This is a genomic window from Gordonia sp. NPDC127522 (assembly GCF_042672305.1).
Lineage (GTDB): Bacteria > Actinomycetota > Actinomycetes > Mycobacteriales > Mycobacteriaceae > Gordonia > Gordonia hongkongensis.
Genome location: NZ_JBHXVK010000007.1, coordinates 135,590 through 151,110 on the forward strand (window position 1 = coordinate 135,590; position 15,521 = coordinate 151,110).

Below are 15,521 nucleotides of genomic sequence, written 5' to 3' on the forward strand. Positions count from 1 at the left end.
TCGACCTCCAAGGCGACGGTCAGATCGGCATCAGGAAGTGCTTGCGCGGGGTCTTGAGGACCTCCTTGTCGCGCAACTGCGCCAACGCCTTCCTCAGCTGCAGCCGGGTCTCGGCGGGTTCGATGACCGCGTCGACGTAGCCACGCTCGGCGGCGAGGTAAGGGGTGGCCATCATCGTGTTGTAGAAGTCGATGAACTCGCGGCGGATCTTGTCCGCCTCGGCGGCCGAGAGACCTTCGGTCTGGCGTCGGGTCAGCACCGCGGCGGCCGACTCGGCGCCCATCACCGCGATCTTCGCTGTCGGCCAGGCGAAGTTGACGTCGGCACCGAGGTGCTTGCTGCCCATCACCGCGTAGGCGCCGCCGTAAGCCTTGCGCAGCACGACGGTCACCTTGGGGACATCGGCTTCGACGTAGGCGTACAGGAAGCGGCCGGAGCGTCGGATGGTGCCCTTCTGCTCCTCTGCGAGACCCGGGAGGATGCCCGGGGTGTCCACCAGGAACACCAACGGGATGCTGAAGGCGTTGCAGATGCGCACGAACCGCGTCGCCTTCTCCGACGAGTCGGTGTCGAGCACACCGGACATCACGCTCGGCTGATTGGCGACCACACCCACCGACCGGCCGTCGACCCGTGCGTACCCGGTGATGATGTTGGGCGCGAACAACTCTCCCACCTCGTGGAAGGCGCCGTCGTCGAACAGCTTGATGATGATGTCGTGCATGTCGTACCCGGCGTTGTCGTTGTCGGGCATGAAGTCGTTGAGCGACAGATCGGACTCGGTGATCTCCGGCTCGAGACCCGGGTTGATGACGGGCGGCCGCTCGTAGGCACTCGACGGCATGTACTGCAGGTACTCACGGACCCAGTCGAACGCGGACTTCTCGTCGGGGGCGACGTGATGGATGTTGCCCCACCGCGCCTGATTGTGCGCGCTGCCGAGATCCTCGGCCGAGATCTCTTCACCGTTCACCTGTTTCAGCACATCGGGTCCGGTCACGAACATGTACGACTTGTCCTCGACGGCCACCAGGATGTCGGTGTTGGCGGGGGTGTAGACCGCGCCGCCGGCGCACTTGCCCAGGATCACCGAGATCTGCGGCGCGAGACCGGAGAGCAGATCGTTGCGGCGACCCATCTCGGCGTACCACGCGAGTGAGGTCACGGCGTCCTGGATCCGCGCTCCGGCCGAGTCGTTGATGCCGACCATCGGGCAGCCGATCCTGCCCGCCCACTCCATCAGCGAGGCGACCTTGCGGCCGAACATCTCACCGACGGTTCCGCCGAAGACCGACTGGTCGTGGGAGAACGCCGCCACCGGACGCCCGTGCACCAGCCCGTGTCCGGTGACCACGCCGTCGCCGTAACCACTCTCGGCCGCACCCGGCATCTTCGCCAGCGCACCGATCTCGACGAAGGTCCCGGGATCGAAGAGCATGCTCAGACGCTCACGCGGAGAACAGATCCCCTTCGCCGCGCGTTTCGCGAGCGCCTTCTCGCCTCCCGGCTCGCGAGCGGCCTCCAACTTCTGACGGAGGTCGGCGAGCTTGCCTGCGGTGGTGTCAGCCACGGTGTCTCACTTTCTACGCGACCACTGATTGACGATGAGCAGCCGTGCCGCTACTGCTCATCGAGCCGTCCGACCCGCGCGGCCAGGTCGTTGCCGATCTTGGCGATGTACGGCTCGTCGACGATCGAGAGGTGGTCACCGCCGACGTGGATGATCTCCAGGTCGTCGACGACCTCACCCCAGCGGCCGTCTTCGTCGATCTCGGCCCACTGCGGTTCGAGTTCGACGGCGCCGGCGTGCATCTTGTCGGCCCGGTACAGCACGACCTTGCCGTCGTAGGGTTCCGGCGCGATGCTGCTCAGCACGCGGTTCTCGATGAACGAGGTCCGCTGGTGTTCGATGATGCCGCCGGGGATCTTGGTGCCCGACATCGACATCATCTCCATGATGATCGCGAACTGCCCCTCGTCGTCGGCCTCGACGAGCCGATCCATCGGGATCGGCACATCGGGGTCGAGGTCGTAGTTGCGGATCGCGAACTCCTTCCAGCGCTCGAGCCGCGCCCGCTTGCTGTCCGGCGTCTCGGTCATGTCCGCGCGGGGGCGCACCACGTCGATGAGGCCCACGAAGGCGACCTCTTCCCCGGCCTCACGCAGGAGTTGCGCGACGCCATAGGCGAGCGCACCGCCGAAGGACCAGCCGACCAGGACGTACGGGCCGTGCGGCTGCAGCTCACGCAGGCGCGGAAGGTATTCGCGCACACGGTCTTCGATCGATCCCTCGACTCCACGGTCGAAGCCGATGACGGGCCGGTCCGCCGGCAGACGCTTCAGCAGCGCCTCGTAGGCGGAGGTGTTCCCGCCCGCGGGATGGAACAGCAGGATCGGCGTCGGGTCGCCGGCGGACGGGTCATAGACCTTCTTGCCGTCCGGGACGAGGCGCAGGTAGCGCAGGAACCCGTCGGTCGACGCGCCGGCATCGAGATGCTCGCGCACGTAGTTCGACATCTCCTCGATCGTCTCGGAGTCGAGGATGTCCTCGACGTCGAGATCCCCGCCGGTGCGCTCGTTGAGTCGATCGGTGAGCTGCTGGGCCACGTCCTCCGACAGGACCGGCAGCTTGTTGAAGATGCCGCCGGCCGAGGTCTTGGTGACCACCGCGTAGGTGCCGAAGGTCAACCGCTCAGCGGCATCGCGGGGCGGCACATCCGAGCCGGCCGCCTCGGCGACGGCCCGCTGCGAGGTGATGTCGGTGGCCGGCTTCGGGGTTGCCGCGGGAGCGGCCGACTCCTCGACCGCCTCCTCGCGTGACGGCACCTCCGGTTCGGGCGAGTTCGCGACCGCCTGCTCGACGTCGGTCAGATCCTCGGCGATGTGCCGCTTCGGCTCCGGCGACTGCTCGCCGGCCTCGTCGGACTGGCCGGCCGGTGCGGAGGCTGCCGACTCGCCGCCGGCGTTCTGCTCGTCGATGTAGGCATTGAGCGCCGCGGTGTCGAGTTCGCCACCGCCGGCGGCATTCTGGGCGAGATCGTCGAGCTGATCACGATGCGTCACCGCGAAGTCGACGAACTTCTCGACGTCGGCGAGGTTCGCCTGGCGCATCGCCTGCAGTTGCAGCTGCGGGATGTCGAACTCGTACTCGACGCGGTTCTTGATCCGCACCGCCATCAGCGAGTCGAGACCGAGCTCGATCAGCGGGATCTCGCGCGGCAGGTCCTCGGGGTCGTAACCCATCGACTCGCCGACGATGATCGCGAGCCGATCACCCACCGTCTCACCGGATTCGGGACTCCATCGGTTGCCGATGTCGTCGACGACGTCGTCCTCGACGACCACCGTGTCATCGGCGAACACCTCGGCACCGGACCGTGCCGGCGCAGCCGGCGCGGCCGTGACCTCACCTGCGGTGTCGTCGAGGTCGCCGGTCACCGCCGCCTCGAACAGCAGCTGGAAGTTCTTGTCCGCCTTGGCGTGCACGGTCACCGCCGCACCGCCGGGATGCGGGCTCAGCGTCGTCGTGAGGGTTCCCGACGCCGGGATGGCGCCGTGCGCGACCGACGCTCCGACAGCCGCATTCGCCAGGACCTGGGCCGCCGCGGCACGCACCAGCTCGCGCGGATCGGTGACCGCGGCCGCATTGACCTCCCAGGCGTGACGGCCGTCGGGCAGCGCCACGTGCGAACCCGGGACGGTGCCGGCCGAGCCGCCCGAGGAGATCTTCGCGGTGAGCCAGAACTCCTTGCGCTCGAAGCGGGTACGCGGAACGGCCGCGTGACCACCGCGACCGAACAGCGATGCGACGTCGACCGGATGTCCGTGCACGTACAGCTTCATCAACGCGTTGACGAGACCGTAGCTCTCGTCCTCCTTGCGCCGCAGGGTCTCGATGAGCTCGGCGTCGTGCAGCCCGGCCGAGAAGGTCACCGCGGCAACGGAGATCAGGACGGCCGGGTTCGGTGAGAGCTCCAGGAAGGTGCGATGGCCGTTCTCCACCGACTTCGCGATCGCCTGGCTGAACCACACGCTGTGGCGCAGGCCCTTGGTGAAGTAGTCGATCGTGTGGACGGGCTCGTGACCGGCACGATAGAAGACCTCGCGGTCGACCGAGCTGTAGAACCCGGTGGTGGGCCGCAGCGGCGTGATACCGGTGAGCTCGTAGGCCAGTTCACCCAGCAGGGGGTCCATCTGCGAGGTGTGACTGGCTCCCTTGGTCGCCAGTTTGCGTCCGAGCTTGCCCTCCTTCTCGGCACGCTCGACGATGGCGTCGACCTGCGACTCCGGTCCGCCGATGACGGTGTGCGTCGGAGCGGCGTAGACACAGATCTCGAGGTCGGGGTAGTCGGTGAGGACGTCGGTGATGTCCTCGGCGCTGTACTCGACGAGCGCCATCAGGCGGATGTCGTCGCCCTGGAGCATCGACTCGCCCTCGCCCATCAGGCGTGAGCGCTGACAGATCACGCGCGTCGCATCTTCGAGCGACAGACCGCCGCTGATGTACGCGGCCGAGGCCTCGCCCATCGAATGCGGCACGAGCACACCGGGTTCGGCGCCGTGGTGCCGCAGGGTGTCGGCGAGCGCGACCTGGATCGTGTAGATGCCGACCTGGCTCTGCTCGATGCCGTAGGTCTGCTCGTCGTCGACGAACATCTCCGCGATCGAGTACCCGAGCTCGTTCTGCACCAGCTCGTCGACCCGGTCGACGTACTTGGCGAAGATCGGGTTCTCGGTGTACAGCTGCTTGGCCATCTTGCGGTGCTGCGAGCCGAATCCGGAGAGCAGCCAGACCGCGGACGCGGCGTCGGGCGAATCCGACGAGTAGACAAGCGGATTGCTCTTGCCCTCGGCCACCGCCCGGACGCCCGTGATCGCGTCGTCGTGCGTACGGGCCATGACGACGGCTCGCGAACGTCCGTGGTTGCGGTGTGCCAGCGCGCGGCCGATGTCGGCGAGCGGCGTCGACCGTCCCTCGTCGGACTCGAGCCACTCGAGCAGATCGGCAGCGGTCTTGCGCCGACGCGACGGCAGGAAGCCCGAGATCACCAGCGGCACAACCGAACCCTCGACGGCGCACGGGGCGAAGCCGGCGGCCGGATCCGGCGCGGTCTCCTCGATCACCGGATCGATGTTCTTCGCCTGCGCGGCGAGCACGGCGCGCTCGGCCTCGGTGAGGAACTCATCGTCCTCGTCGAGGTCAGACTCTCCCGGCAGCGTCGCCGACGCCGGCAACTCGGATGCGCCCGCATCGCCTGCGGGCGCGGACGCCGGCGCGAGGTCCTCGGGCCGCACCTCGCGGACGACGACGTGCGCGTTGGTGCCGCCGAAACCGAATCCGGAGACACCGGCGACGGCATGACCGGAATAGCGCGGCCACTCGGTGGCCTCCGGGATGACCTGCAGATTGTTGGCGTCGAACTGTATGTATGGGTTGGGGCCGCTGTAGTTCAGCGACGCCGGGATGGTGCCGTGCTGCATCGCGAGCACGACCTTGGCCAGCGCACCCGCGCCCGCGGCCGATTCCATGTGACCGTAGTTCGTCTTGACCGACCCGAGCAGCATCGGCGAGCCGGGCAGACGCCCGCGACCGACGACGCGGCCCAGGGCGTCGGCCTCGATGGGATCGCCGAGGATGGTCCCGGTGCCGTGGGCCTCCACGTAGTCGACGGTGCGCGGATCGATCGCGGCATCGGCGTAGGCGTCCCGCAGGACGTCGACCTGCGCCTCGGGGTTCGGGGCCGGCAGGCCGTTCGAGCGGCCGTCACTGTTGACCGCCGAGCCCGCGATGACCGCGAGGACGTCGTCGCCGTCACGGCGCGCGTCGGACAGTCGCTTCAGGACGAACAGGCCACCGCCCTCGGCGCGGATGAAGCCGTCCGCGTCGGCGGAGAAGGCCTTCACGTGTCCGTCCGCCGCCTGGGCGCCGATCTTGTCGAAACCGAGCGTGGCCGCCGGGTTGATGATCATGTTGACGCCGCCGGCCAGCGCGAGGTCGGATTCGCCGGTCCGCAGGCTGCGGACGGCCTGATGGACGGCCACCAGCGACGATGAGCACGCGGTGTCGAGGGCGATCGACGGCCCGCGGAAGTCGTAGAAGTAGGACACCCGGTTCGCGACGATCGCGGTGGAGGTGCCGGTCAGCGCATACGCGGCGGTGTCCTCGGCGCCCTCACTCAGGCCGAGGGTCGCCAGCAGCTGGTAGTCGTTCGTGGAGGAGCCGATGAACACACCGACCGGTGCACCCTTGAGATCGCTCGGCGGGATGTGCGCGTGCTCGAGTGCCTCCCAGGTCAGCTCGAGCGCGAGACGCTGCTGCGGGTCGACCATCTCGACCTCGCGCGGACTCATCTGGAAGAAGTCGGCGTCGAACGTGCGGACGTCGTCGAGATAACCGCCCTTGGTGTTGGCCGCGTCGAGGATCTCGACGAGCCGGGGATCGGACCGGAACTCCGACCACCGATCCGCGGGCAGGTCCGAGACACCGTCGACGCCGGCGATCAGCGCGTCCCACGTCGACTCGGGAGTCGTGCCCGACTTCGGGAACCGGGTCGACAGCCCGACGATCGCGATGTCGTCGTCCGCGTTGCGCTCACGCCGCCAGAAGGTGTCCGCGTCGCCGTCGGCGCCCTCGTCGGGGTCGCCCTCGATGATGCGCTGCGCGAGCGTGGCGATCGTCGGATGGTTGTAGACGACCGTCGCGGTGAGGATCACGCCGGTCTTGTCCTCGACGTCGGCGGCGAGCGCCACTGCGTCGCGGGACGAGAGACCGAGCTCCTCCATGGGACGGTCGACGGCGATCTGCTCGACGGGGAGCCCGGTCGCCTGTGACACCCACTCGCGCAGCCAATCACGAAGCTGGTCGACAGTGAGGTCACCGGCGGTCTCGCCGTCGGTGCCGGCCGCGGCGGAATCGATACTGCGGGCCTCGTCGGTATTCAGTTCAGACATCGCTTCCAGACTACTGATCTCGGGGCACCTGAACTGGTGCCGGGTGCATTATCAGCCCGCGGGGTGTCCGGGCGCGGCAACTCGACGCACTCACCCCGCCCGGGTCCGCAGATTCGCTACTCGGCGTCCGGGAACGCCGTCTGCTTGTAGCCGCCCCGGAGACTGCCGTCGATGTAGGCCGCACGGGTCGCGCGCCGCGCGATCTTGCCCGACGACGTGCGCGGGATCGAGCCGGCCGGAACCAGCAGGACGTCGCGGACCATCACGCCATGACGCTGGGCCACCGCGGCACGCACGGTGTCGGCGACCTCCTGCGGGTCGGCCTTGCGGCCGGGTCCGCGCTCGGCGACGATGACCAGCTGCTCGGACGCGTCGTCGGCGTCGGGCTTCAAGCCACTGCCGGCGAACTCGAACACCTCGCCCGGCAACTGATTGGCCGGCACCGAGAACGCGGCGACGAAGCCGGGGCGCAGCGCGTCGCTGGCTTCCTGCGCGCTGTACTCGAGGTCCTGCGGGTAGTGGTTGCGGCCGTCGACGATCACCAGGTCCTTGACTCGCCCGGTGATGTAGAGCTCACCGTCGAGCCAGACCCCGAAGTCGCCGGTGCGCATCCAGATCGCGTCCGCGGGCGCACCCTCAGCGTGACTGTTCTCCGGGAGCGGGGTGACCAGCTTGTTGTGGAAGGTCTCCTCGGTCTCCTCCGGCTTGTTCCAGTAGCCGGCGCCGATGTTCAGACCGTGCAACCAGATCTCCCCGACGTGGCCGTCGGGCTGTTCGGTCGCGGTCTCGGTGTCGACGATGGTGGCCCACTGGCTCACCGCGACCTGACCGCACGACACCTGCGCGACCGCGTTGGGCGCGTCGGAGTCGACGAGGGTGAAACTGCCGGCGTTGAGGTCGTCGCGGTCGACGTAGACGACCTTCGCCTCGTTCTCGCGCTGCGTCGCGGATACGAACAGCGTGGCCTCGGCCATGCCGTAACAGGGCTTGATCGCCGTCTTCGGCAGCCCGTACGGCGCGAACGCCTCGTTGAACTTCTTCATCGAGCTGACGGTGACCGGCTCCGACCCGTTGATCAGACCGATGACATTGGAGAGATCGAGCTCCTCGCCCTCCTTCGGCAGACCGCGCGCGGCGGCGTGCTCGAAGGCGAAGTTGGGAGCCGCGGCGAAGGTCTCCGCGCCGTCGGCGGCGGCGGCGAGTTCCTTGATCCAGCGACCGGGACGGCGCACGAACGCCTGCGGGCTCATGATCGTGATGTAGCGGCCGCCGAGCGCGGGCAGGATCACGGTGAGCAGACCCATGTCGTGGAACATCGGCAGCCAGGTGACGCCGCGGGCCTTGCGATCGATGCCGATGGTGTCGGAGATCTGCAGCACGTTCGCGGCGACCGCCTGATAGGTGATCTCCACACCGGCCGGGACGCGCGTCGAGCCCGAGGTGTACTGCAGGTAGGCGACGGTGTCCTTGTTGTGGTCCTGACCGGCGACCGGTGCCACCCAGCTCGACCCGACCGAGTCCGGGACGGCGTCGACGGCGATGACGCGCGGACGCTCCTTGGCCGGCAGCGGCGCGAAGAAGTCACGCACCGCCTCGGCGGACTTCGTCGAGGTGAGGATCGCGGTCGGCTTGCAGTCGTCGAGGACCGCGTGCAGCCGGTCGGTGTGCCCGGGCTCGTCGGGGGAGAACAGCGGGACGGCGACGTTGCTGGCGTAGAGCGCCGCGAAGAACCCGATCACGTACTCCAGCGACTGCGGCGCGAGGATCGCCACGCGGTCACCCGGCTTGGTGACCTGCTGCAGACGTGCCGCGACGGCGCGGAGTCGCTTGCCGAACTGGGCCCACGTCAGATCCTGGGGCTCGCCATCGCGTTCGCGGCTGTAGTCGATGAACCGGTAGGCCAGTGTGTCGGCCTGTTCGCGGACGTTCTGCTCGACATAGTCGACCAGGGTCGCTTCCTCGGTGAAAGAGATGTTCCCGGTCTCATCGAGAAAGTCTTCGAGTTCAGTACTCAGCATTCATTACTCCTGTGCCCCCTCGTGGACTCCCCCACGCGGGCGCAGTTCTCCGGCGAGGTCTTGGCGACACCACCGCGCAGTCCTGCTGTCCACGTCCTGTGCCGACCGCGGGATACGGTAGCGCACGTCCAGTTACCCAACGAAAAAACTCGCGTTCGTCATGCTCGGCTTCGCATCAGCGCGCGTCGCCCTTCGACGCGCGCCCCCGGGTTCACCGACCCGTCACCTCGCTGTTGACTCGCGAGACCGTCGGCCATCCTACTCCCCCTTCAATTGCGCCAGCACGGGCGCAAAAGCATCCATCTGCGTGGGGAACACCCCGACGTAGGACATGGTGGTGCGGCGGCGCACCTCCCGGATCTGGTCGGCGATCTCGTCGAAGCTCCCGATCGCGATGTACGGCGAGGTCAGCACGTCGTCGACGGTGAACTCGGTGTCGTGCGCGATGTTCGGCGGATAACCCTGTTCGAGCGCCTTCAGCGCCATCTCGGCGGTGGCGACCCTATCGTCGGTGATGACGATGACAGCGATCGTCCAGTTCAGTTCGAGCTCGTCGAACCGGTCGCCGGCGGCCTGCCGGATCCGGTCGACACGCTCGGCGGTCTTCTCGATGGTCATGTCGGACAGCTTCATCTTGCCGTCGGTGGTGGTGCCGGGCGCGACGGAGATGATGTCGGCATGCTTGGCGGCCAGGGCGAGCATCTTGGGTCCACCGCCGCCGACGGCGATCGGCGGACGCGGTCCCTGCCGCGGCCGTGGACTGCCCTCGAGGCCGTTGATCTGATAAAACTCGCCGTCGAAGTTCACGGTCTCCCCGCGCATGAGGCCGTCGAGGACGGTCAACGCCTCGTCGAGGCGACGGATGCGGACGCCGGGCGACTCGAATTCGATGCCGGCCTTGTCGAACTCCTCTTTCATCCACCCGGCGCCGATGCCCAACTCGAGTCGTCCCCTGCTCAGGACGTCGATCGTGTTGGCCTCCTTGGCGAGGAGGGCGGGATGACGCCAGCCGTTGGCCAGCACCGAGGTCGCGAGGCGGATCGTGCTGGTGGCCTGCGTCAGCGCGCCGAGGGCCGCGAGCGGACCGACCTGGTTGCCGAGGTGGTCGGGCACCGCGAAGGTGTCGTAGCCGTACTCCTCGGCCGTCTGCGCCAGCTTGACGAACTTGCGGGCACCGCCCTCGTCCTTGTTGCCCTCACCCCCCGCGCCGAAGCGGAACTTCCGCAATCCGGCCGAGGTGGCACCGGCATCGCTCGGGGGTTGCGTCATCGCTGTCCTCTCATCGTGATCGCCGGCTGGTGAGGTCGCGTGCGGCGTGTGCGGCGCACCGCGGTGTTCCTCGGGCCAGCCCAACACGTTAATGCAGCGTGACGGCGCCGCCAAACGAATCGGCCGCAGCCGCGAGAAGACGTTACCGGCCGGTTAGTTCGACGATGCGCCCGGTCGGGTGAGTCGCGTCTGGAGACGCTTCTATCCGGTGAGCCGTGACCGGCAGGTTGCCGGTCAGTTGTGCTTCGGCCGGGGTGCGTCCTCGATCAGATCCTTGGACCAGTCGTACATCCACTGGGTCGCGGTCTGACCGTCGTTCTCCCAATAGCGGGTGGTCGCGTACATCGCGTGGACGGGATTGGACGCCGCGTTCGCCAGCTTCGACACCGCCGCCAGCGGGTTGACGATCGTTGGCGAGTCACAGATGAGATCGCCCGGGGCACAGATGGATTGAACCCGGTCACGGAGGTCGCCGAAACCGCCGGTGCGCGGGCCGGTCATGGAGATGCCCGGAACGAGGTTGCCCATGCCACCGAGCGCGATCTCGGCGCCCACGCCACTCGGGCTCGGCTCGATGTCGTTCTGCTCACCCGGTTGGCGCCGACCGTCGGCGATCAGCCCGACGCCCAACACGAGATCCTGGTCACCGTCCTCGAGCACGCCCCGGCCGTTGCCGATGTTGCTGGCCAGATCTCCGGCGATGACCGCACCCTGACTGAATCCCATGATCACGTAGCTCGTCAGCGGGCAGCGCTCGTTGGTGGAGATGATCTTGCCCGCCGCACGCTTGTACCCCTGCGTGCGTGACACGTTGTAATCGGCCTGCCGGTCGGCCAGGTTGGTCGGATTCCGGAACTGCGCCGTGTAGGGAACGGTGTAGATCTCGCTGCGGGACGAGTCGAAGTCGTTCGAGAGGGCACGCGACACGCGCAGCATCAACGAGTTCGGATTCGCCGACGGCGCGTACGGATCGTCGTCGGCGCTGGACTCCCAGGTCCCGGGCACGACGACGGTCAGGACGTCCGGGCAGTCCGCCGGTTGTGCATCCGGCCGTTCCTTCGACGGCGGGGTCGTCGACGGCCCGCCGGGGCCGATCGGCGCGGGTCCCGGAGCCAGCCACACCAGGACCAGCACGACGATGAGCACGATCGCGATGACCGCGAGCGCGAGGAGGAGCAGCGCGAAAGCGCCGAGCCGCCGGACGGGACCCTTCCGGGTGCGGCCCGCGGCGTTGCGTCGAGCGGCCACGTCAGCAGTAGTGCTGTTCGGCCGCGCGGATGACCTTGTCGGCCTTCGAGTTCGCTTCCTCGACGTTGTCCGCCCCCGGACCCACGGAAGCGGTGACGAAGGCCTTCACCATGCTCGGGTCGGTGCCCTTCTGCTTGGCGCCACAGACGTACTTCGCCATCGTCAGGGCCACTGAATTGTCGTTGTCACCCATGAACGTGACGTCCTGCTGCTTCAACGCGGCGAGATACGCGCGGGCCTTGTCGTCGAGCGGCTGGCCGCTGGGTCCGGGGAAGCTGGCCGGGACCTTCGTGCTGGGGTTCGGTTCGGTCGCCGGCAGCTCCGACGTGCCGCCGGGCGTGGACGGGGTGGTCTCCTCGGATGTGGACCCCTGCGACGCGCTCGTCGAGGGAGCGGCCGAGTACAGCGATGTCGTCGTGACCGGGTTGTTGGTGATCGGCGCACTGGCCGTCGAGTCGTCGGCGCAGGCCGACACGGACCCGAGCGCGAGAGCGAGGCCCGTCACGGCCAGCACCAGCCGCACACACTTCGTTGTCATCGCCACTTCCTGCCGAACCTTTCGGGTCGAGATCAACGCACCGCCGAACGGTCTCGTCCGGCGACACTCACGTCCGGCCTGCGGCCGATCGCAACGCAGGGGCACCCTGCATCGCACACCACGTCAGGCTACCGTCCGCGCGGGGCCGTTCCGGCCGCCGCACCAGCACCACCTGCGGTAACGGTCCGATTCCTCAGCGAAGTTTCAGGCCGTACACACGTGGGGTCGAGGTTGGGGCACCGTCGGCGCCCCGTCCCCTCCTTCTGACCGTCACTTCAGGACCTTGGTGCCGTCCTTCGCCGTCCAGGTGATCCGGCCGTGCTCGAAGTGGTTGACGCGGCCCTTGCCGTCGCGGGTCGGGAGTTCGTCGGTCGTCGGCTTGCCGAGACGTCCGCTGGGTCCACCGGCAGCGACGTAGGCGCCACCGATCGCGCCGGTGACGATCTTCGGACCCTTCGGGCCGGTGAACATGCGTCCGCCGGCGAAGTCCTGTGCCTTGCCACCGGCAACCGGGTACGACGGGGTGAGGCAGCCACCGAGGGTCGCCTTGTTGGCGTCCCAGACCTTCCGGAAGGCGCCGTCGACGCGGCATGCGACCGCGTCGCGCGACAGTCCGAGTGCCGCGGCGGCCTGCGGCCACGCCTGCATCATCTCGAACTCCCAGTACGGCCAGGTGTGGGTGCCCGACGGCCGGTAATTGGCCTGGCCCGGAATCCCCTTGCGGTTCAACTGGATCGCGAACTGTTGCGAGGTCACGCGGCTCAGCATCTCGAGTCCGACGCCGGAATAGTTGGTCGCGAGCATCGGGATGTCCGACGGCTTGTCGTGCGGCCCGACCATGCCGTTGCCCGAGGAGACGTACAGGCTCGTGCCCTGCAGTTTGTCGACCATCAGATAGGGGTCGTGCTCTTTCCACGCCGGATCGGACGGCGGACCGAACATCTTCATCGAGTCGTAGCCGCCACCGTCGCGCACCGCGAACTGGATGGCCTGCGGCATGCCGAACGAACTCAGCTGCAGGATCCCCGAGAACGACGCCGCGAACTTGTAGAAGCCGGGATTGCGCGCGGCCAGCATCATCGCCGCGGAGCCACCCATCGACAGTCCCTCGATGCCGCGGACGTCCGTGGAGCGCCAATCGTTCTCCAAGATGGGCGGCAGTTCCCGCATGAGGAACGTCTCCCACTTGTAGTTCTTCCCGCGGTCGGGTTCCTTCCAGTCGGTGTAGAAGCTCGACTCACCACCGATCGGCAGGATGACGTTGACGTTCTTGTCCTTGTAGAAGTCGACAATCTTGGTGTTGATGATCCACCCGCTCTGATCGTCCTGCGCGCGCAGGCCGTCGAGCATCGTCAGCTGCGGGAACTTCTCCTTCGGCTTCGCGTGCCAGTCACGGGCCAGCAGGATCTGCACCTGGATGTTGGTGTTCATCGCCGGCGAGTAGACCCACAGCGCCACGCGCCGGTCGGTGTACCAGTAGGTGTTCGTCACCTTCGCCGGCTGGGCGGCCGGCACCGACGCCGGGGCGACCGGGGCGCGCGAGCTCGGTGGCGCGGGCGCCGGAGCGCTCGGCGACGCCGGGGGCGCGGGCGGGGCCGCGGGGGCAGGCGGGGCCGGGGCGGGCTCGGCGCCGGCGAGACCGTTGCCGATGACGAGCACCGCGGCGGTCGCCAGCGCGACCACGGCCGCCGTCACCGGGCGAAGTGCCCCCCGACGACCGGCCGGGCGCGCGTCACCCTGTCCTGCGTCAGCCGGTCGCGCGTCGACCCTGCCTGTACCACTGATTCGCCGCATCACTCTCCAGAACTCCTTCGCCCCTGTACGCCGGCGCCCGCAGCGTCATGACCGATTCCCCGTCAGTCACACGTGCCTCATGAGTATCAAACGCCTCAGGAGTTTCTTACACGCCACAGCGAGCCCTGTCCGCACGCCACGCTGTGACACATGGGATTTGTGTGACAGTTGATATCCCGGCCTGCTGCCTGAGGAGCGCCCGGAGCCTGCGGAGGGCGCGGCTGCGTTGGCTCCCTGAGGAGCGCCCGGAGCCTGCGGAGGGCGCGGCTGCGTTGGCTCCCTGAGGAGCGCCCGGAGCCTGCGGAGGGCGCGTCACAAAGGGTTTGGCGACGTCATCTCACCAGGACCCTTCGTGACGGCCTCCGCAAGCTCCGGCCTCCTCAGGGAGCAGTGGTTGGGCTTTCGTGGTCCACGACGACCATCAGGCCGCAGGTACGAGGAGCGAGCTGACACGACGACGCCCCGCCCGGAAACCCGGGCGGGGCGTCGTGCGGCCGGCGGACCGGCGATGTCAGATCAGCGGAAGAACCCGCGGTTCTTGGCGTTCCAGATCATGTCCTGCCAGTAGCCCCAGGCGTGGGTGCCGTTGGCGTAGTAGGTCATCAGCGGGACGCCCTGCACGAAGGCCGCAGCCTCGAAGGCCTTGGACTGCGTGAACGCGAGCAGTTCGAGGGTCGAGCCCTTGAACAGGTCGTCGAACACGTTGGGCAGCGCGTTGTAGCGGCCGAACAGACCGTTACCGGAACCGACGAAGACCTTCATCCCGCGCATCAGGCCGATGTTCCAGAACGGATCGTTCTGGAACCAGCGGATGCTCCACGGCGGGCCCCACATCGCGTCGATGTTCCATGGCTTCGGATCGACGTCGAGCATCGCCAGGCGCAGCGCGGTACGCATGCCGGGCGCGCTCAGGAAGTTGTAGCCCGAGAGCGAGCCGGCGCGGTCGAAGTGCTGGCGGTTCTGGGCACCGAGGACCAGTGCGGCGTTACCACCCATGGACAGGCCCATGATGGCGTAGCGTTTCGACGGTCCGACGCGGAAGCCACGGGCGTCGAGCGCACTGATGAGAGTCCGGCTGATGACACAGTTCCAGCGGTACCGGTAGGGCTGCCGGTTGAAGTTGCTGGGTGCGTCCCAGTCCGTGTAGAAGCTCGCGGGTCCACCGATGGGCTCGACGACGTTGACGCCGGACTTCACCATCTCCTGGACGTTGGTGTTGATCTCCCAGCCGCTGTAGTCGTACTGGGCGCGCATGCCGTCGAGGAGGATGACGGTCTTGTAGTTGCCGGGCTTCTTCCAGGCGCGGACCTTGACGTTCGGCATGCCGCAGCCGTTGACCCAGAACTCCTGCTTGCCGACCTGCGTTCCGCCGATCCGGGCGTTGGCCTGGCCGGCGACGACACCGGTCAGTCCCACAACTGTCAGGATGGCGACGAAAGCGGCGATCAACCGGTTGCTCATCCGGTTGCGCGCAGGCCTCGGCGCCTCGGTGGCAGCTTCACGCATGTACAGAATCTCCCTCTTCAGCCGATCGGCCGGAACTCATGGTCCCCGGTGGCCTACCGGTCCTTGTGCGTCACACATTTTTCGTCCCCCGGCTCATTGCGCGGCGCGACGTCGTTCACGAGTCGTTCTCGCATGCGATTCACCGTCGGCGAGCCTATTCGATGCCCCCGAACGTGACAAACCATGTGATCGCGATC

Annotated in this window: 8 protein-coding genes; all 8 read right to left on the reverse strand. The window is 67.8% G+C overall.

The genetic code is table 11. From position 1 onward, the window contains the following. Positions 1–19: 19 nt before the first annotated feature. Positions 20–1,570 carry an acyl-CoA carboxylase subunit beta gene (locus ACFVHY_RS14340; RefSeq protein ID WP_390272806.1) on the reverse strand — a complete coding sequence of 517 codons (1,551 nt, stop codon included), beginning with the start codon at positions 1,568–1,570 and terminating at the stop codon, positions 20–22. A 50-nt stretch (positions 1,571–1,620) separates the two neighbouring features. Beyond that, complete coding sequence (gene pks13 / locus ACFVHY_RS14345) at positions 1,621–6,951, reverse strand: polyketide synthase Pks13 (RefSeq protein ID WP_390272808.1); 5,331 nt, start codon at positions 6,949–6,951, stop codon at positions 1,621–1,623. Between the two features lie 116 nt (positions 6,952–7,067). Beyond that, positions 7,068–8,969, reverse strand: coding sequence for a long-chain-fatty-acid--AMP ligase FadD32 (gene fadD32 / locus ACFVHY_RS14350; RefSeq protein WP_269553609.1), 1,902 nt, complete (start codon positions 8,967–8,969; stop codon positions 7,068–7,070). A gap of 258 nt (positions 8,970–9,227) precedes the next feature. Beyond that, entirely contained in the window at positions 9,228–10,238 is a 1,011-nt protein-coding gene (locus ACFVHY_RS14355) for an LLM class F420-dependent oxidoreductase (protein WP_205333297.1), read from the reverse strand. Positions 10,239–10,472: 234 nt separating this feature from the next. Then, complete coding sequence (locus tag ACFVHY_RS14360; RefSeq protein ID WP_390272812.1) at positions 10,473–11,486, reverse strand: cutinase family protein; 1,014 nt, start codon at positions 11,484–11,486, stop codon at positions 10,473–10,475. Position 11,487: 1 nt separating this feature from the next. After that, positions 11,488–12,024 (reverse strand): DUF732 domain-containing protein, encoded by a 537-nt coding sequence (locus ACFVHY_RS14365; RefSeq protein ID WP_065631375.1) that lies wholly within the window; start codon positions 12,022–12,024, stop codon positions 11,488–11,490. A gap of 270 nt (positions 12,025–12,294) precedes the next feature. Then, positions 12,295–13,818, reverse strand: a complete 1,524-nt coding sequence (locus ACFVHY_RS14370) for an alpha/beta hydrolase-fold protein (protein WP_390272815.1) — start codon at positions 13,816–13,818, stop codon at positions 12,295–12,297. Between the two features lie 516 nt (positions 13,819–14,334). Then, a complete protein-coding gene (locus ACFVHY_RS14375; RefSeq protein ID WP_004021369.1) occupies positions 14,335–15,324 on the reverse strand; it encodes an alpha/beta hydrolase family protein in 990 nt (329 codons plus the stop codon). Between the last annotated feature and the right edge of the window lie 197 nt (positions 15,325–15,521).